General features: G+C 38.6%; 19 protein-coding genes. All 19 read right to left on the bottom strand.

The annotated features are described in order from the left end of the window. Nucleotides 1-7 precede the first annotated feature (7 nt). Nucleotides 8-808: a molybdate ABC transporter substrate-binding protein gene (gene modA / locus IGK70_RS06465; RefSeq protein ID WP_104874309.1), complete on the bottom strand. Its 801-nt coding sequence runs from the start codon at nt 806-808 to the stop codon at nt 8-10. 18 nt (nt 809-826) lie between these two features. Further along, on the bottom strand, nt 827-1,798 hold the full coding sequence (locus tag IGK70_RS06460; RefSeq protein WP_104855425.1) for a molybdopterin-binding protein: 972 nt from the start codon (nt 1,796-1,798) through the stop codon (nt 827-829). A 3-nt stretch (nt 1,799-1,801) separates the two neighbouring features. Continuing rightward, nucleotides 1,802-2,284 carry a MogA/MoaB family molybdenum cofactor biosynthesis protein gene (locus tag IGK70_RS06455; protein WP_104855424.1) on the bottom strand — a complete coding sequence of 161 codons (483 nt, stop codon included), beginning with the start codon at nt 2,282-2,284 and terminating at the stop codon, nt 1,802-1,804. After that, nucleotides 2,277-2,711, bottom strand: coding sequence for an MOSC domain-containing protein (locus IGK70_RS06450; protein ID WP_002357714.1), 435 nt, complete (start codon nt 2,709-2,711; stop codon nt 2,277-2,279). The genes IGK70_RS06455 and IGK70_RS06450 overlap by 8 nt, the downstream gene beginning before the upstream one ends. A gap of 2 nt (nt 2,712-2,713) precedes the next feature. Beyond that, nucleotides 2,714-3,688 (bottom strand): GTP 3',8-cyclase MoaA, encoded by a 975-nt coding sequence (moaA, locus tag IGK70_RS06445; protein WP_104855423.1) that lies wholly within the window; start codon nt 3,686-3,688, stop codon nt 2,714-2,716. Then, complete coding sequence (moaC, locus tag IGK70_RS06440) at nt 3,685-4,194, bottom strand: cyclic pyranopterin monophosphate synthase MoaC (protein WP_104855422.1); 510 nt, start codon at nt 4,192-4,194, stop codon at nt 3,685-3,687. Before moaC ends, moaA begins: the two co-directional genes overlap by 4 nt. A 263-nt stretch (nt 4,195-4,457) precedes the next feature. Beyond that, entirely contained in the window at nt 4,458-5,660 is a 1,203-nt protein-coding gene (locus IGK70_RS06435) for a molybdopterin molybdotransferase MoeA (RefSeq protein ID WP_104855421.1), read from the bottom strand. Nucleotides 5,661-5,677: 17 nt separating this feature from the next. Continuing rightward, on the bottom strand, nt 5,678-8,398 hold the full coding sequence (gene fdhF, locus IGK70_RS06430) for a formate dehydrogenase subunit alpha (protein WP_104874308.1): 2,721 nt from the start codon (nt 8,396-8,398) through the stop codon (nt 5,678-5,680). 2 nt (nt 8,399-8,400) lie between these two features. After that, nucleotides 8,401-9,699 (bottom strand): complex I 51 kDa subunit family protein, encoded by a 1,299-nt coding sequence (locus IGK70_RS06425; protein WP_162783009.1) that lies wholly within the window; start codon nt 9,697-9,699, stop codon nt 8,401-8,403. An 11-nt stretch (nt 9,700-9,710) separates the two neighbouring features. Then, nucleotides 9,711-10,199, bottom strand: a complete 489-nt coding sequence (locus IGK70_RS06420; RefSeq protein ID WP_002357722.1) for an NADH-quinone oxidoreductase subunit NuoE family protein — start codon at nt 10,197-10,199, stop codon at nt 9,711-9,713. Further along, complete coding sequence (locus tag IGK70_RS06415; protein WP_002357724.1) at nt 10,187-10,768, bottom strand: hypothetical protein; 582 nt, start codon at nt 10,766-10,768, stop codon at nt 10,187-10,189. The genes IGK70_RS06420 and IGK70_RS06415 overlap by 13 nt, the downstream gene beginning before the upstream one ends. Next, complete coding sequence (locus IGK70_RS06410; RefSeq protein WP_002380244.1) at nt 10,758-11,582, bottom strand: formate/nitrite transporter family protein; 825 nt, start codon at nt 11,580-11,582, stop codon at nt 10,758-10,760. The genes IGK70_RS06415 and IGK70_RS06410 overlap by 11 nt, the downstream gene beginning before the upstream one ends. A 15-nt stretch (nt 11,583-11,597) precedes the next feature. Beyond that, nucleotides 11,598-12,173 carry a molybdenum cofactor guanylyltransferase gene (gene mobA / locus IGK70_RS06405; protein ID WP_002380243.1) on the bottom strand — a complete coding sequence of 192 codons (576 nt, stop codon included), beginning with the start codon at nt 12,171-12,173 and terminating at the stop codon, nt 11,598-11,600. Between the two features lie 140 nt (nt 12,174-12,313). Further along, nucleotides 12,314-13,342 (bottom strand): lysylphosphatidylglycerol synthase transmembrane domain-containing protein, encoded by a 1,029-nt coding sequence (locus IGK70_RS06400; RefSeq protein ID WP_002360426.1) that lies wholly within the window; start codon nt 13,340-13,342, stop codon nt 12,314-12,316. Nucleotides 13,343-13,361: 19 nt separating this feature from the next. Next, nucleotides 13,362-13,628: a DUF1294 domain-containing protein gene (locus IGK70_RS06395; protein WP_002360427.1), complete on the bottom strand. Its 267-nt coding sequence runs from the start codon at nt 13,626-13,628 to the stop codon at nt 13,362-13,364. Nucleotides 13,629-13,773: 145 nt separating this feature from the next. Continuing rightward, on the bottom strand, nt 13,774-15,003 hold the full coding sequence (pepT, locus tag IGK70_RS06390) for a peptidase T (protein WP_220421797.1): 1,230 nt from the start codon (nt 15,001-15,003) through the stop codon (nt 13,774-13,776). 29 nt (nt 15,004-15,032) lie between these two features. After that, the gene (locus IGK70_RS06385) at nt 15,033-16,151 is read right to left on the bottom strand and encodes a Nif3-like dinuclear metal center hexameric protein (protein WP_104855419.1); all 1,119 of its coding nucleotides are present in this window, start codon (nt 16,149-16,151) and stop codon (nt 15,033-15,035) included. Continuing rightward, nucleotides 16,135-16,851, bottom strand: coding sequence for a tRNA (adenine(22)-N(1))-methyltransferase (locus IGK70_RS06380; protein WP_104855418.1), 717 nt, complete (start codon nt 16,849-16,851; stop codon nt 16,135-16,137). Before IGK70_RS06380 ends, IGK70_RS06385 begins: the two co-directional genes overlap by 17 nt. Nucleotides 16,852-17,053: 202 nt before the next feature. Next, nucleotides 17,054-19,696, bottom strand: a complete 2,643-nt coding sequence (alaS, locus tag IGK70_RS06375; protein ID WP_104855417.1) for an alanine--tRNA ligase — start codon at nt 19,694-19,696, stop codon at nt 17,054-17,056. Nucleotides 19,697-19,721: the final 25 nt, after the last annotated feature.

The following is a 19,721-nucleotide window of genomic DNA, read 5'->3' as shown; positions in this document are numbered from 1 at the left end:
TTCCCACCTACTTTGTTAACTTAAAGCCAATATTTTCAAAATATTTTCTGCATTGTTGACTCTGTAAAAAATTTAAAAAAGCATCCGCTGATTTTTGTTTCTTAGAGGCGGCAACTTTACCAACTGGATAGATGATTGGCTTTTTCAAAGCAGCTTCAGGCATGGCCGCAACAATCGCTACTTTTGAATTGGTTGCTGCATCTGTCGCATAAACTAAGCCAGCTTCTGCACTTGCATTAGCTACCCATTCAAGGACTTCTGTTACATTCGTGCCAAAGCTTGCGTGTTTTTCTACATAGGACCAAGCACCTAAAGCTTTTAAGCCTTCTTCGGCATATTGACCAGCTGGAACACTCGCAGGATCACCAATTGCTATCATTTGGGCCTTTTTTAAATCAGAAAAATCATGCCACTTTGCTTGATCTTGATTAGGTACGATTAGAACGAGCTGGTTTTCCAATAAAGGAACGACACTTTTCTTACTAATTAGTTTTTCTGCAACCAATGCATTCATTTGTTTTGTCGAGGCCGAGAAAAATACATCGGCTTTTAGGCCTTTTTCAATTTGCATCTGTAATTTTCCAGAACTATCATAGGTTCCAGTTACCTGAATATCTGGATGCTCTTTTTCAAAGGCTGGAATAATTTTCTTCTCCATGACTGATTCTAAGCTAGCTGCTGCCGCAAAGGTTATTTCTTCTTTTTTTGTTGAAACTGTTTCTTTTTGCGGCTGATTTGTACATGCAGCAATTAGGGCAACTAAACTGAATAAACTAAGCAAGAACACAGCCTTTTTTTGTTTAGACATTTGAACGCCTCTTTTCTTTTATAAATACCCGCCATAACTCAAGTCAATAATTTCAGATTTTTTTATCACTTCTTTGGCCATTAATCTTGGTAACAACAAATCAAAAACCGTTTTTTCTGAAAATAAAACACCACCTGGTAAGCCAATGATCGTTTGCTCTCCTTTATAAGCCAGCAAAAACATTGAGCCTGGTAAGACTGGTGTCCCATGGGTTACGATTTCAGCACCTGTCTGCTTAATTGCTAACGGTGTCAAGTCATCAGGATCTACACTCATACCACCTGTACAAACAATCAGATCAAGCCCTTGTGCTAACATCTTTTTGATCGCAACAGTAATTTTTTGCGGCTGATCATCGACAATTTCTTGCTTGACAATCGTAACTAAAGGATACGCGGAGAACTTGGCTTTTAACACAGGGTAAAAAGCATCCTCAACCAATCCTGTGTAAACTTCACTGCCAGTAGTTACAATCCCGACCCGTATTTTTTTGAAAGGTTTCACAGAGATTAGTGGCTCAGACGCGCTGAGCTGGCGTGCCTTTTCTAATTGGCTTTTAGAAATTGTTAGTGGAATCACTCGGAAGGCTGCAACTTTTTCATCTTTCTGAACTTCTATATTGGTAACTTTAGTTGACAAGGCGAGACCTTCAATTTCATTTAAAGCAATTAATTTTTCTCGATTGACTTTTAAAAGACCTCTCGTGCTAGCTTTAGCAACAATTTTTCCTTCATGGACTTCACTCGGCTGACATGAGTCATCTGTTAACAGGTTATACAAAAATGTCGCTGCCTCTTCTTCATGTATTTCTGCTGGATCCAAGGAAACAAACAGATGTTTTTTCCCTAATGATAAAAGAATTGGAATATCTTCTTGAACAACTATATGTCCTTTTTTAAAACACACTTCCTTGGTCTTCCCATAGTCAATTCGCGTAATATCATGACTCAACGGAAGGCCAACTGCCTCTTCTGTTCGAATTGTTTTCATGGTTTATTCCTCATCATGTATGATTTTTTTATTTGTGATTAAATCCAAAGCGTGGGGCAAAACAGGCAACAAAAAATGCAAATGTTCTGTTACACTTTTCGGGCTACCAGGCAAATTAACAATGAGCGTGCGTCCTCTTTGAACAGAAACGCCTCGACTTAACATAGCAAATGGTGTTTTTTCCAAGCTAAGTTGACGCAAGCCCTCACTGATCCCAGGAATGATTCGCTCTGCTACACGTAAGGTAGCTTCTGGGGTCCGATCCCGTTCACTCAACCCTGTGCCGCCTGTCGTTAAAATCAAATCACAGGTCTTAGACCACTCTTGCAATAGCTCTACTAATTGATTTTCTTCATCTGGTAAAATGGTTTGTTTGGTTACCTGGTAGAGCCCAGGTAACTGTTCACGAATCAAGGGACCCGATTGGTCGACAGCAAGCCCTTGAAAGCAACGATCACTTAATGTTACAATTCCCACTTTAAACAACGTCTAACTGGTCTCCTTTTTTAATATGACCTTCTGTCACAACGACTGCAAAGATTCCTTCTCTAGGCATGATGCAATCGCCCACTCGCGCGTAAATCTGACAGTGTTTATGGCACTCTTTCCCAATTTGAGTAACCACCAATTCGGAATCGCCTATTTTCATTTTCGTTCCAACAGGTAATTGACGTAAATCAATCCCTGAGACGATTATGTTTTCCCCAAAAGCACCATTGCCAACCCGAGCTCCTTTTTCATTGAAAGCCGTTATTTCTTCAAAAGATAACAAACTGACTTGTCGATGCCAATTACCGCCGTGCGCATCATTTTCTAATCCAAAGCCTTTAATTAAGTTGACTTCAGGAATTTCCTTTTTCTGTGTGCCTCTTCGTGGGCTAATATTTATTGCAATAATTTCTCCTGTTTTCATACTTACCCTCCTATTTGTGACATAAATCGTTGTTCTCCTTGTTGTTCCAAGAAAAGATGTTTTTCAGGCTTACAGGCAATACCACTCTTGATAATCCCTAACAATTCTGCTGTTTGTTCCTTAGCTAAAGCTTCCTTTAACGAGTAGCCGTCTGCAGAATGCAGGCACGTTTTTAAATGGCCGTCTGCAGTAATTCGGATTCGATTGCACGTCTCGCAAAAACAATGCCCTAATGCACTAATAAAACCTATTTTTCCTTTAAAATCTTTTAAGGCGTAATAACTAGCAGGGCCATTGCCCAATGGTTTTTGGTATGGTTGCAACGTTCCATAATGTTTGGTTAAAATGGCTTCTACTTCTTCTTGTTGCTTACCTGGATGCGCCTTCCCTAATCCAATTGGCATCATTTCAATGAAACGAAGATGCACAGTCTCTTTCTTAGCGATTTCAGCCAGTTCTACAATTGTTGCTTCACTTAGCTCTTTCCTAGCTACAGTATTAATCTTGATATTAGGTAGTCCCACATCAATCGCTTGTTCTAAGCCCGCCAGAACATTCCTTAACTGACCAACTCTTGTTATTTCTCGAAATTCTTCTGGATCCAAAGTGTCTAAGCTAATATTAATGCCGTCCAAGCCCGCCTCTTTTAACCCTTGAGCCTCACGAGCTAACTTCATACCATTAGTTGTTAGGGTTACTTTTTCGATGCCTGATATTTGCTTTATCCTTTTAATTAAAGAGAGTAAATTCGGTCTAACAAGCGGTTCACCACCTGTTAATTTAACTTTTTTGATGCCTTCTTTCGCTAATATCCTCAATAAAAAAATAATATCATCATCTGTTAGAAGCTGCTCTTTTTTTAAAAAGCAAAGACCTGTTGCTGGCATGCAATACGTGCAACGTAAGTCACAACGATCTGTTAAAGACAAACGAACATAATCAATTTCACGGTTAAATGCATCTTTCATGCTGTTCACTCATCACTTTCCTTTGATTTAATTGAAGAACGAATGAAATGACCACTGCGTCCACCATTTTTCTCTAATAAACCAATGTTTGTCATTGTCATTCCTCGATCAATTGCTTTACACATGTCATAAACTGTTAAGAGTGCTGCCTGCGCACCTGTTAGCGCTTCCATTTCAACGCCAGTTGAACCCACTGTTTTTGTAAAGCAACGTACTTCTAAACAAGTTTGATTGCGCCAATTAAACTGAATTTCACACTTTGTCAAAGCAACCAAATGACACAAAGGAATCCATTCAAACGTTCGTTTTGCGGCGGTAATCCCAGCGACTCTTGCTACCTGTAATACTTCACCTTTTTTAATCATTTGGGTCTGGATCGCTTCTGCTGTCGCTTCCAACATGTGAATTTCTCCATAAGCGAGGGCTGTTCTTTCAGTGTTATTTTTTTCCGAAATATCAACCATATGCACTTCTCCTTGTGTATTCAAGTGCGTAAATTCCTTACTTTGAACCATTTCTCCACCTCACATTTGACATTTGTTAACGTTTACACAATACTTCTTTTTCAAGTGTATCACTCTTGCATCAAAAAAACAATCTGGCATCCACAATTTTTTTTAGCGATAAATCGAAGTAAAAAAACGTTAAGCGACAAAAATTACGTGCTTCGCTTAGCCTGACCAGACTTTTGTCTAAGTCTTAAAACTTGATAAGCAATAAGCCACCAGTCGACTCGACTGATGGCTTACTTTCATACTAATCTTAGGTCAGGTTGTCATCAAGTTTGCCAATAATAGACTTTTACAAGCGCGCCTTTTTTGAGTAGTACACCAGCTGGTTGTTCTAGCAGGCAATTTGTTTCTAAAGTATTTGATAAATTGGATGAAAGATGACTTTTTGTCACTAAATTTACTGTGCCATCTATTTCTTTCGCTCGGTAAAATCGACGTAGTCTACTAGGGGCTAATTCATGCGCTAAAATTACTGTTCGTTCCTTGAGATTTAACTCGACACAATTAAAAAAAGTAGCTAATAATGTCCAGTAAAAAAGATGTAAATTAACCATTGCAGCAAACGGATTGCCTGAAACGCTTAAAATGAGTGTTTCTTGAAATTGACTTGCCATAACTGGGGTTCCAGGTTTCATATTTACAAAATGAAACAACTCTGTTCCTCCGATACGTTTAATCGCTAAAGGTAAATTGTCCTTTTCACCTACCGAAACACCACCACAAGTAATTAATACATCAAGTTTTGGTGAAATCTCAATCAGCCTATTCGCTAATTCTTCAGGGTCATCTGAACAATGGTCTAGGTGGATTACTTCATTACCACTCGCTTTGACAAAAGCTGCTAACATGTAGAGATTACTATTATAAATTTTCCCAACTGACAGTGGTTCTTCCAAAGAAACTAACTCACTACCGGTCGCTAAAATTCCCACCTTCATGCGCTTCAAAACAACAACTTTATCAATCCCTTGCATTGCCAACAAACCAATCATGCGACTATTAATCTGTTGATGTTTTGCTAAAATTTTTTGCTGAAAAGCAATATCTTCACCAATTTCCGCATAGTTTTGGCCCGCAGTGACAGAGCGAAAAATTTTAACATGGTCTTGCCCAAAATCCGTCCATTCTTGTGGCACTACAGCATCAAAATCGGTTGGAATAAAAGCACCTGTTGTTATTTTAATCGCACAGTTATTCGTCTGATTACAATAAAACATGGAATCCCCTGCCACTAAAGAACCGACGACTTTTAAACAACTTGGGCTTTCAGCAGTCGCACCTCGTGTTTCTACTGCACGAACGGCATACCCATCCATCCCGGCACGAGGAAAATGAGGAATCGCTGTCTCTGCAAAAATGGTTTCTCCGCTAATCCGCCCCAAGGAATCAAGCAGCGCCACTTCTTCTGTTTCACATTGACTCTTCATATGTTGGGTCATTTTCTCTCGTGCTTCTTCCAACTCGATCATGTTTTAACCATCCTTTTTTATTTATTCACTGGTTTAATCGCAACGGCACAAACTTTATATTCAGGAATTGTGGCGATATCATCAAATACAGCATTGGTGATTTCGTTAACATTCCCATCTGGAAAGTGGAATGTCATAAAGACTTCTTGCGGAAATACTCGATTTCCGACAGCCGCATAGGTTTCAATTTTGCCACGTCGAGAATGAACTTCAACTTTGTCACCTTCTTGGATTCCCAGAGCTTGTGCATCGACTGCATTTATCTCAATATAAGAGTGATTCGCTATTTGGTTAATCCCTTCCGTTCGTCCTGTCATTGCTCGAGTATTGTAATGGTAAAGCATTCGGCCTGTCGACATTAAATACGGGTACTCTTCATCTGGTAATTCTTGTGCTTGCTTATACGGAATTGCTTTAAATAAACCTTTCCCACGAGCAAAACTGCCCACATGCATAATCGGCGTGCCTGGATCTGTCAAGCTACGACAAGGCCATTGTAAGCTCTCCTTCTCTAATCGTTCATAATTAATTCCACCAAACGAAGGCGTCACAGCTGAAATTTCTTCCATAATTTCTTTTGCAGATTCATACGCACAAGGATAGCCCATCCGTGTCATGACTTCACAAAAAATTTCATAGTCTTCTCGCGCTTGTCCCCTTGGTTCAACAGCTTTACGGACTCTTTGCACGCGCCGTTCTGTATTTGTAAATGTCCCGTCTTTTTCTGCATAACTAATGCCAGGCAAAACGACATCTGCATAAGCAGCCGTTTCTGTCATAAATAATTCTTGAACGACTAAAAAGTCTAAACTTTCTAAAGCTTGGCGAACATGTCCTGTGTCTGGATCCGTAACAATTGGATCTTCTCCAAAAATATAAAGGCCTTTGACGTTTCCTGCCGTTGCTGCTGGTAAGACTTTAGTAGAAGTTAAACCGGTGTTGCGATTTAACGGCACATGCCAAGCTTTTTCAAATTTGTCGATTACTTCTGGATTATTGACTTTTTGATAGCCTGGGAAATCATAAGGCATACAGCCCATATCACAGGCACCTTGAACATTATTTTGACCTCGCAAAGGATTGACACCACAGCCAGGTTTTCCAACTTTACCAACCAACATTGCCAAATTAGACATACTCATAACACCCTCAGTTCCTGTCGAATGTTCCGTTACGCCTAAACAATAAATGATTGGTGCTTTCTCTGCTTTTGCATACATGCGTGCTGCTTGAATTAAATCTTCTGGATGAATATGACAAATTTCTGCGACTTTTTCCGGCGTATAATCAGCCACCATTTTTTCTAAATCTGAAAATCCTTCTGTCCGTTCTTCAATAAAGTGGCGATCTTCTAAACCTTCTTTCAAAATCACATGCATCATGCCATTAGCAAATGCGACATTCGTTCCCGCCTGAACTTGTAAATGCAGTGCACTATCCTTCACTAAGTTAATTTTCCGCGGATCAACAACAACAACTTGCGTTCCTCTTTGGATGGCTTGGCGAATTTGCGCACCAATAACTGGATGAGCTTCCTCTGGATTGGAACCTACTAATAAAATCATGTCGACATCTTCAGTGATATCAGCAATAGGATTGGTCATCGCACCAGATCCTAAGGTTTGGGCTAAACCATGGACCGAAGCCGAATGACAAACACGGGCACAGTTATCAACATTATTGGTACCAAAAGCAGCACGCACCATTTTTTGAAAGACATAATTATCTTCATTTGTTGCTCTAGAGCACGAAAAACCAGCAAGAGCATCCGCGCCGTTTTCTGCTTTAATTTCGTTAAATTTTAACGAAACAAGCGCTAAGGCTTCTTCCCAAGAAGCAGGTTCAAAAATGCCATTCCGTTTAATTAATGGCTCCGTTAAGCGATCTCCTGACCCAACAAATTTATATGAAGCAAATTTTCCTTTCACACAAAGTAAATTTTTATTAGCTGGTCCATCCAGGGGTTCAACACCCACCAAACGATTATTTTTAACGAGTAAATTCATCTGACAGCCTGTCCCACAATGCGGACAAGTTGTAGGGATTTTCTGGGTTTCCCATTTGCGGTACTCTTTCGTATCTTTTGCTGTTAACGCACCTGTAGGACAGGAAGAGACACAATTGCCACATGATTCACAGATAGATTGATCAAACGGATGCCCATAACTTGGCATCATTTTTGTTTCAAAGCCACGATTAGCAATACTAAGTACATCTCTTCCCTGCCGCAATTGACAGACACGGGCACAACGACGACACATGATACACTTTTCTGGATCATAAGAGAAAAATGGATTACTGGTATCTTCTTGGTGGCAAGGCATTCTTTTCCCCTCGGTAAAGCTAGTGGCATCAATCCCATAATCTAGCGCATACTGTTGTAATTGACAATCCCCGTTTTTTCCACAAGAAAAACATTCTAATTTATGATTACTCAATAATAAATCAAGAATAAAACGTCTGGAATCAGCAACTTTTTCAGAATGTGTTGACACAACCATGTCCTCTTGACAATGTGCCGTACAAGCAGTTGTTAAGCCACCACGTCGGCCGCCTTCCACCTCAACCACGCACATCCGACAAGAACCATCAGGTGCTAATTCCTTTAAATGACAGAGCGTTGGAATTTCAACACCTAGCGTTTTCGCTGCTTCGAGAATAGTAGTCCCTTTAGGCACAGTTACTTCTTGGTTATCAATAGACAACGTAACTGTTTGCGTATGCAACTTTGTTTTCATTTTTACCAACCTCCTTTGCTGGTGGCATAGATTTCTGTTTCAGCAGTCGTTTCAAATTCTTCTGGAAACAAAGCCAATGCACTCTTCATTGAAGTTGCGACGGATTGGCCCAAACCACAAGCTGATAATCGCGTGACATGCGTGAGCATCTTTTCCAATCGTGGCAAATCACTAGCTGTTGCCTCTTTCCGATTGAATTTACTCAATAATTCCAAAATCCTAGTTGTTCCCAATCGACAAGGGGTGCATTTACCACAGGACTCATGAGCAAAAAAGGCCGCCACGTGTACTAAATAGTCCACAACATTGACTGAATCATCCATTACTACAATTGCACCAGAGCCGACAGATAAGTCATGGGCCCATAAATCTTCGTAGGAATACAAACAATCCCTTAACGTTGCGACAGCACCAATTGGACCGGATTGTCCACCGAAGTGAATAAATTTCAATGCTCGACCAGTTGCAGAGCCTCCGCCGTATTGCTCGCCATAAATTATTTCTTCTAATGGTGTTCCAAGGTTGACCTCGTATAAGCCCCGATTTTTAATATGTCCAGACAAACAAATTAGCTTTGTTCCGCCACCATCGGCAGTACCCATCTCTAAAAAGGCTTGTCCACCTTCTCGTAAAATTACAGGAACACTTGCAAATGATTCAACATTATTCACTAATGTTGGTTGCAAATATAAGCCAACATCTGCTAAGTGTGGTGGTTTGACACGCGGCCGCCCCGTTTTTCCTTCAATTGAATTTAAAAGTGCTGAATTTTCCCCACAAATATAGGCGCCAGCACCAGAAATAATCGTAATATCATAATTGAATCCTTCAATTCCTAAAATGTTTTCCCCTAAAAAGCCAGCTTGTCGTGCATTATCCAGTGCTTCTTGAAATGTTTTTTGGATTCTGCGATATTCTCCTCGCATATAAATATAACCTGCTTTTGCTGAAAATAAATAGCCAGCAATGATCATTCCTTCAATCACACTCAATGGATCTTCAGATAAAAGTACTTTATCCTTAAAGGTCCCTGGTTCGCCTTCATCAGCATTACAAACAATGTACTTTGTGGTTCCTTTTGCATGATAAAGATGGCGCCATTTTTTTCCTAAAGGATAGGCTGCTCCACCGCGACCTCTTAAGTGAGCAACATCCAGTTCGTTTAAAATTTCTTCATCCGATAGTGAAATTGCTCTTTTTAAACCATCAAATCCATCGTATTTACAATATTCAGCAACATCGGTCGCAGATTGCATTTTTCCCATTCTCTCTAATAACATTGGTTGGTTTCTCTTAAGCATTGACTCACCTCCTACAGTCCTTCATAGCAATCATTTTGTAAATGTTGAATTAATTGATAAATTTTCTCTTCTGTTAGTTGACTAAAAACGGTGTCCTTAATTTTAATTACTGGACCTAAATCACAAGCCCCGATACAAGGAATACTGTGATACATAAATAAGCCATCTGGTGTCGGCTGATTCTCTGGCACTTCTAAAATGGTTTCTAAAACTTCGGCAACCATCGCCCCACCAGTATAATGACACGGTGTGCTGTTACAAATCTTCAAGACATACTTCGCTTGCGGTTCCGTCTTTAAAATGGCATAAAAACTGACGATTTCATAGACTCGCGCTTCCGTTAAATGTAGATGCTCTGCAACTAATTGAGCTGTCTCCTGATCGATATACCCTTCTTCTGAAGCAAATTGTAATTCAATTAAAATATTTAAAATTCGTTGTGGATCAGCATCGTTTTCTAGAATAATCGCTTCTTTTTCAATTAAGCTTAATGCACACATTCCTTTTTATTCCCCCTTTTTAGTGAAACTTGAAGTTGTTCTCCTTGATAATAGATACGCAATTCTTTTGGTATTTCAGCAGATAGTAAACAAAAATCGGCTTTATCTATGACTTTTTTTGCTGATTCTTTTTGGCGATTCTGGTTATTCATCATAAGAAATAGTCCTGGCTGCACAACATTACGTAATGAATTTGATTCACAAATGATTAATGCTTGGGCCGGCACAGCTTTCAGAAATTGCTGAATGGCTTCCGCCAAATTTTCTTGAAAAACTTTCAATAGAAAAACTTTTTGACAGCCTGCAGCTAATAATTTCATGGTATCTTTATTGCCAATCGTCTCTTGCTCTTCTACTAATTCATAACCAGCTGTAATACTGGTACAAATTCCGCATCCTTTTGTGCCTCGTTGACACACCCCTCGTTGACCACTAATCGTAATAATCTTCAAGCCATAAATTGGATAGACTTCTTGGTACTGTTTAATAAGGGCTTCGGCTAATGTCGTTTTGCCACTATTCCGACCAGTAGAACCAATTTGAATCATGTTTGGTATCTCAATTGCCATAGAGCTCCTCCGTCTGAATCGTTTTCTCAACTCTTGGTTTGACAGTTGCTGGTTTTGTCATAAAGATCAATGGTACGGCCATAAAAAGACTGCCACCTACTGCATTGCCTAAAAATACCCATAATGTATTCTGCAAATAATCCCACCAACTGATTGTGGTACTTTGTGAAAAAATTGCCGCTGGAATAATAAACGCATTGGCGACCACGTGTTGAAACCCACAAACAACGAAAACCATGACAGGAAACCATAAGCCAAACATTTTACCTAAATATGATTTTGCCAACGCTCCGAGATAAACCGCTAAACAAACAAAAATATTACAGCCAATCCCTGAAACAAAAGCAACTAGCGGTGGATCAGCAATTTTCGCCTGAGCAACTGCGACTGTTTTATCCAGAAACGCACCTTCAGTTAACCCAACAATATGGCCAAATAAATACGCCACAAGAAATCCGCCTAGACAATTGGTCAATAAAACAACTAGCCAGTTATAACAAAGAGCGCCCACTCGAACCTTTTTCTGTAATACGCCTAATGTCATTACCATCATATTGCCTGTTGCTAACTCACCACCAACAAAAGTAAGCGCTATCAATCCAACTGGAAATAAAGCTCCACCCAGAAAGTTGTTAAAACTTCCCCATTCTGTGGGGGCAGTTCCAGTGATACGAATAAACGCCAAGTAACCCAGTGCAATACAAAAACCAGCCATGATGCCTAAAATACAGAGTCGAACAAACGATAATTCCCCTTTCATTTTTGCCTTATCACCTAAGCTTGCAACTATTTCTTCACTACTGAAAAAATCCATTACGATTCCTCCTTTTTATCGATACCACTGAGACAATTCTTCTTTTCGATTGACATTTTTAAGTTGATTCTCTTTTGATAGTTGCACCGTTTTTACAGATAGACGCTCAAATTCTTGGCGAACCTGATAGTTATTTTGCGCAAGCTGTTTTTGAAATGTTGGTAAACAAGAACATCGATAAAAGCCAAATAATGGTTCTTGACGACCTTCAAAGTCAAAGATTGTTATTTGATTTTGTCCACGCTTAGAGGCTAACTGATACACAAGTTTAGGAGAAAAAGTTGGTATATCACAGGCAATTACAAACACTTCAGCTTTCTGAGTATAGTTCATTGCTGTCACAATCCCACCTAATGGCCCCTTTCCAAGATACATATCTTGAATGATTGTGCATTTTCTAAACGCCTTAGGAAATTTTTGACTATCATTCGTTACTAAAATAACCTCTTCGAACAGTTCCATTAACTTTTCAGCTGTTTGCAAGATCACGTATTGGCCTTGAATTTTCAATAATGCTTTATCAAATCCCATCCGTGAACTTTTCCCGCCGCATAACAGCACTGCTGTACAATCAGCAATAATTTTCGCCACCCCTTTACCATAATTTTTATTAGTTCAAAAAAATATTTTTTAGTCATGTATTAAGTCTATTATAAGACATCCCTCGTACAAGTCAATTCCTTTTAAAAAAAAAGAACGAGAAAAAGAGTCGCTCTTTTTCTCGTTCTATCTTATTCATCTGTTTGACGTTTTATTTCTTCAATCTCAATGCGTAATGATTTTCGTTTCTCAATGGCGACATAAACCAAGCCAATCAAAAAGGGTAACACAAAGCTACCAAATCGATACAGTAAAACAGATGCTACAGCATCAACATTGCCGACCAATGGTTTAAACAACAATAAGTAAACAAATTCAAATGGACCAATGCCAGCAGGTGTCGGAATAACTCCTGAAAGAATAACAGCAAAACTGGTAAAGGACATCACTAATAATAAATCAATATTCGGGTGATTTTCTACTAAAACAATGTAAGGAATAATGTACCAAAATAATAATTTAAATACATTCCATGAAAAGATTCGAAGCAACGCTGAGCGATCTTGTGTAATTGTTTGGACAGCTGCCCGCAAGGAATAGATTTGTAAATTACAATTATCCACCCAATCTCTTAGTTTTGGTCGTTTAAACCAACGATTGGCAAACTTAACCAATAAAACTTGCAACTTTAAGCTACTAGATAAAATAAGTAATGCTGCAATTATTACTAATGTTAAAATAACACCTGCTAAAATGAACGGAATCATCTTAGGCGCATTTTCATAAAACAGGGAAAATTGAATAATCAAACCAATAATTGCTAAAAAAATCACGGCTGCTTTGTACATAATCATATGTAATGCCGTTATCCCCACACTTTTAGAAACAGGAATTCCCTTTTTCTTATAAAAATAAATTTCTGAAAGCAAGGTTCCCGTGCCAAATGAAATAATCCGATAAAATGCTACATAACAAGAAGTAAAAAAACCATCCACTGTTGTAAAGTCTTTGTTAAAATAACGAGCTATTTCCTTGATTGAGCGCCCTTCTGCAAATTGATAAACTACTCCAAAAAAAATAACAGCAATCAGCACCAGCCAACTCGTTTCCATCAGTTGAGCAAAAATATCACTTAATGAATTATCCATGACATAAAAGATTACGCCTAAAACGATAATCATTAACAACATATTTAAGCCAATTTTTACTTTTCCTTTCATCGCTTCTCCTTTTTTGTTCTTACTTAAACGTTAGATAGATGCAACTAATCATCGCGATTACGCCAATTGAATAACACAATGCAAAAACTGGTTTTTGGGTTTTATGATGAAATTTCTTTTGTCCCATTAGCCCACCTAGACCGCCACCGACAAGTCCTATCGTCAATAAGCGGCGTTCTGGAATACGCCAGTTCCCACGTTTTGCTTGTTTTTTATCATAACCCATCATACTAAACAATACTAAATTAATGACGAGGAAATAAATGATTACTATCCACTGAAGCATTCTTTCTGGCCTCCTAACTAGTTACTGTACTAGGATACCTTGTTCTGATTCTAATTGCAAAAAAATTTTCAACGACTCATGAAACTACAACAGGAAAGTAAGTTCTCGGTTGCCCGTTTTCTTACTTTCCTATTGAGTGCCTCATTTATTTTGCATTTAATTCAGCAATTTTAATAATCACATTGGTCGCTTTTTCCATGGCTTGTAATGAAACAAATTCAAAACGGCCATGCATATTTTCGCCACCAGCAAAGATATTTGGTGTTGGAATCCCTAAATAAGAAATTTTTGAGCCATCCGTTCCACCGCGAACAGGTTCAATAATTGGAAGAATTGACAATTCTTCCATTGCTTGTTTAGCAATTTCGACAATGGACATATCTTTTTCAATCACTTCTCGCATATTATAGTATTGATCAAATAAATCAACTTTGATTCGTTCTTCATCAAATGGTGCATTCAATGTTTGCTGAATTTCTTTAATTTTAGCTTTACGTGCTTCAAAAATCTCGCGATTGTGATCGCGAATAATATACGTCATTGTAGCTTCTTCTGGCGTTCCAACAAACGCTGCTAAATGATAAAAGCCTTCTTCACCTGCTGTTTTTTCTGGAACTTCGTCAGCAGGTAAGGCATTATGGAAATCAATTCCTAATTGTAACGCATTAATCATTGTATTTTTTGCTGTTCCTGGATGAACGTTTTTCCCTTGAATTGTAATTTCTGCTTGCGCCGCATTAAACGTTTCAAATTGTAATTCACCTACTGGTCCGCCATCCATTGTATAAGCAAAATCCACGTTAAATTGAGCGACATCAAATTTGTCGGCACCTACACCAATTTCTTCGTCAGGACCGAAAGCCACACGAATGGTGCCATGTTTAATTTCTGGGTGATTAATTAAATATTCCATGGCTGTCATTATTTCCGCAATACCTGATTTATCATCAGCTCCTAATAAAGTGGTACCATCGGTTGTGATAAGTGTTTCACCACGATAATTTTTTAAGTTAGGAAAGTCTTTCGTATTTAAAGTGAATTTGCCTTCTTTATCTAAAGGAATCGTTGATTCTCCGTCATAGTTCTCAACAATTTGCGGAGAAACATTCACTGCATTAAAATCAGCCGTATCCATATGGGCAATAAAGCCGATTGAACGAACGTCTTTCTCCACGTTACTAGGTAACGTAGCAATCACAAAACCATTTGTTTCGTTATAAATAACATCGCTCATCCCTAATTCTTCTAATTCTTTTTTTAAGGTTTGTGCAAAGGCTACTTGTGTTTGTGTTGATGGTGTCGTTGTGCTTGTTGCATCTGAGCGTGTTTCTGTTTTCACATAGCGTAAAAAACGAGGTAATAAATTTTCATACATAAAAGAACACTCCTTTAATCTTCATTTTTTTATTTAAAACGAAATGGGTTGGTATTCGCTTCTGATTCAAAAATGGATACAGCCCACTCATTTTCTTGTTTCCATTGATTCATTAATTCCACAAGTTTTGGCTTACAAAGCGCTTCAATGTAATGACCAGGATCGATGACTGGTAAATCTTCAGCAATCATGTCATGTGCCGTATGATAATACACATCACCAGTAATATAGACATCGGCTTGTTTACGTAATGCATCATGATAGAATTTTTCACCACTTCCACCACAAATGGCTACCCGTTGAATCATTTTAGTGTCATCTTTTGCAATGACCCGCAAGCCATCCAATTGGAAAGCTTCCTTGACTTGCTGTACAAAATCAGAGAGTCTCACAGGCTTGTCTAATACTCCAACCCGACCTAAACCAAATTCTTTTGATTGATTTTCAATGGTATAAACATCATACGCCGGTTCTTCATAAGGATGCGCTTGTAACATAGCTGCAAGAACTTGTTCCTGCTTAGTTTCAGGGAAAATCACTTCGATTTTTGCTTCTTGGACGACACTTTCTTGACCAATTTCGCCAATCGTGGGATTTGCTCCTTGTGTTGGTGTAAAACGTCCTGTTCCAATTAAAGAGTAACTTGTTTTAGAATAATCACCTTGAGCTCCAGCGCCAGCTAGACCTAAAGCTTCTCTCATTTGCGGAGCTTCATCAACTGGCACAAAAACGGCTAATTTTTTATAAGGAACAGTATGTGTTTTAGTTAAAAAGGTGGTCTGTTTAATTCCCAATAATTCACAAAACCAATCATTTAGCCCATTGTCAATAATATCCATGTTAGTATGCGCTGCATAAACAGCAATATCGTGTTTTAATAAATCAGCGTACATTTTTTCTTGAAAATTATCTGTGGTTAATCGCTTAACTGGGCGGAAAATAGGTGGGTGTTTCGCAATAATTAAATCAACCTGCTTCTCAATTGCTTCTGCAACGACCTCAGGACGAACATCTAAGGTAACCATCACATTTTCAATTGGTTTATCTAACATACCAATGTGCAAGCCCACAGGATCTCCCGTTTCTGCTAACCATTCGGGACAATAGTCATTGAAGCGTCGAATCAATGTCTTACCGTTCACAGCCATTGGCCAGCACCTCCTCAATTAATTGTTGGTCTTGCTGTAGTTTTACTTGTTTTTCAATATGTTCTCCACTTGCTTTTGCTAGTTGTGCAAGAACAGTTTTGCGCTGTTTTAATTCTCGATGCCATTTTTTGGTAAAAACCGGTCCTTGTTTTTTAATTAAAACTGGCCCAAATAGTAATTCTCGGTCCGTATAAGAAACGGATTGCTCTGTTTTTTCGGCTACGATAATTTCATACAACTTACGGTTTTCTTCCACGATTGTTTCATCAATAATACTGTAGTCATTTGCCATTAACCAGCGGCGTAAAGTTGGTTCACCAATATTCGGTTGTAAAACAAGGCGTTCCTTCCCTGTTAAACGATTTTTTTTGCGTCCAGCTTCTAAAATATCTCGGATTAATGTGCCGCCCATTCCACAAATACTAATGACGTCTATTTGATCTTCAGGTTCAATTGCATCTAGCCCGTTCGCTAAACGTACGATAATTTTATCCGTCAAATTGGATTTACTGACTTGGGTTTTGGCAGATTGATAAGGGCCTTCTACCACTTCCCCAGCCACAGCAAAAGACAGTTTATTTTCTAACATTAAAGCAACTGGTAAATAAGCATGGTCTGAACCAATGTCTGCTAAGCGACTTCCTCTAGGGATTAAATCACCAACCGTTGCGAGACGTTTTGATAATTGATTTTCATTCATATTTTTGATTCCTCCGTTGCTTATTATACCATTGTCAATTGAAGATGAAAACTTACACATTCGTGCAATCTACTGTTTTCTCTCCGTAATCACTTATAAAAAAGAACCCCCTTCAAAATCAATTTCATAACTTTGAAGAGGGCTGTCATTATTGCTATAAAGAGCATTCTCCTTATATTAATAATAGGGAAAACATTTTTAATTAGGCATTTGCCAACCAGTTTTCAACTTCTGCTAAGGCATCCGCAATCCCTGCTGGATTTTTCCCACCAGCTTGAGCCATATCAGGACGACCACCGCCGCCACCGCCAACTTTTGGCGCAATTGCTTTGATTAAGTCACCGGCTTTTAAGCCTTTTCCGTTCATGTCTTTTGTCATAGCCGCTAACAAGCTTACTTTTTCATCTTGTGCAGTTGCTAGAACTAGTACATCAGACAATTCTTTTTGTTTCCATTGGTCAGCCAATTGGCGTAATTGATTCATGTCTTTAACATTGACTTGAGCGGCAATATAACGAACACCGTTGACGTCTTTGACATCTTTAAAAATGTCACCAGCTTGTTGGTTCGCTAATTTGCCAGCCAATTGTTCGTTTTCTTTTTGTAGATCACGTAATTGTTGTTGCAATTGCTCTGTTTTCGTAACCACTTCTTTTAATTGAGGTGATTTAACTAGTGTAGCAATCTCTTTCAATTGACGTTCTTCTTCTTGTAAAAGTTGATACGCTTCTTTACTCGTCACTGCTTCAATACGGCGTACTCCTGCACCAATCCCAGATTCAGAAACAATTTTGAAAATCCCGATATCTTCTGTATTAGCAACGTGTGTTCCACCACATAATTCGATAGAGTAATCCCCAATATTAACTACACGGACTTCTTTGCCATATTTTTCGCCAAATAACGCCATTGCGCCCATGTTTTTCGCTGTATCAATATCTGTTTCAATTGTGACAACAGGAATAGCTTCCCAGATTTTTTCGTTAACGATGGCTTCCATCCGCGCTAGTTCTTCTGATGTAACTTGCCCAAAGTGAGTAAAGTCAAAACGTAGATGTCCTGGTGCAACTAATGAGCCTGCTTGGTTGGCATGCTCCCCTAACACATCTTTTAAAGCACGATGCAATAAATGGGTTGCCGTATGGTTTTTCAAAATACGTGTCCGCATCCGTTCGTCCACTTGCAATTGATAAATTTGGCCTTCAGCTAATGGCGCCAAAACTTCTACTTTGTGTAAAAATTGACCATTTGGTGCTTTTTTCACATCCACCACGTTGGCAACGACTTCCCCTGCGGTATTTTTTACATAGCCGCGGTCAGCAATTTGTCCACCCATTTCAGCATAAAATGGTGTTTCAGCAAAAATTAATTCGGCTGTTCCTGCAGATGCTTCATTTACTAGTGCGTCACCTTGAATAATAACAAATAATTCACTATTATGTGTTAATTCTGTATAGCCAACAAATTTACTTTCTACTTTAATATCTGTTAATAAAGCAGATTGAACACCCATTGAAGTTTCTTTACTGCGGGCAGAACGAGCACGTTCACGCTGTGCTTCCATTTCTGTTTCAAACCCAGCATGATCGACTTTCAAGCCTTCATCTTCCGCAACTTCTTCCGTTAATTCTACCGGGAAGCCAAAAGTATCATAAAGTTTGAAGATAATTTTTCCATCTAATGTATCGCCTTTTGCATATTTAACTTCTTTAATAACCTCATTTAACATGCTTAAACCTTCATTGATGGTTTCATGGAAACGTTCTTCTTCTGTCCGAACCACTTTTTCGATGAAATCTTTTTGTTGTAATACTTCTGGATAGTAACTTACCATGATTTCGCCAACAACAGGCACTAATTTGTATAAAAAGGCTTCATTAATGCCTAATTTTTTCCCGTGCATTACCGCACGACGTAATAAACGACGTAACACATAGCCACGACCTTCATTTGAAGGAAGCGCACCATCACCAATTGCAAAGGATAAGGCACGAATATGGTCAGCAATCACTTTAAAGGAAACATCCGTTTGTGGTGCATCTCCATATTTTACGTTGGTACCTAAAGCTTCTACCGCATGAATGATTGGCATAAATAAATCAGTTTCAAAATTTGTTGGTGCATCTTGAATAATAGATACAACACGTTCCAAGCCCATGCCCGTATCAATGTTTTTATGTGGTAATGGTTCATACGTATCTTCTGGTGTATGGTTAAATTCAGAGAACACTAAGTTCCAAATTTCTAAATAGCGTTCATTTTCGCCACCAGGATAATTTTCTGGATCATCTTCTGGAATATCTAAAAATTCTTCGCCGCGATCATAAAAGATTTCCGTATCCGGACCACTTGGACCAGCACCGATATCCCAGAAGTTATCTTCTACATCAATAATATGGTCTTCAGATAAACCAACTTCATCACGCCAAATGCGTTTTGCTTCTGTATCTTTCGGATAAACAGTCACATATAATTTTTCTGGGTCAAAAGCAAGCCATTCAGCACCAGTTAAGAATTCCCAAGCCCAGTGAATCGCTTCATTTTTAAAATAATCTCCAATTGAGAAGTTCCCTAACATTTCAAACATTGTATGATGACGAGCCGTTTTCCCAACATTCTCAATATCATTTGTACGAATAGATTTTTGAGCATTCGTAATTCTTGGATTTTCTGGCACAACAGAGCCATCAAAATATTTTTTCAAGGTTGCAACACCAGAGTTAATCCATAATAATGTTGGATCGTTTACTGGTACTAAAGAAGCGCTTGGTTCTACTGAATGTCCTTTAGACTTAAAGAAGTCTAAATACATTTGGCGAACTTGACTACTTGTTAATTCTTTCATTGATTTTCCTACTTTCTATTAATAA

The organism is Enterococcus sp. DIV0358, assembly GCF_051713465.1.
Classification (GTDB): Bacteria; Bacillota; Bacilli; order Lactobacillales; family Enterococcaceae; genus Enterococcus; species Enterococcus faecalis.
The sequence above is the reverse complement of the archived record's forward strand: the minus strand, read 5'-3'. Positions and strand labels throughout refer to the sequence as shown.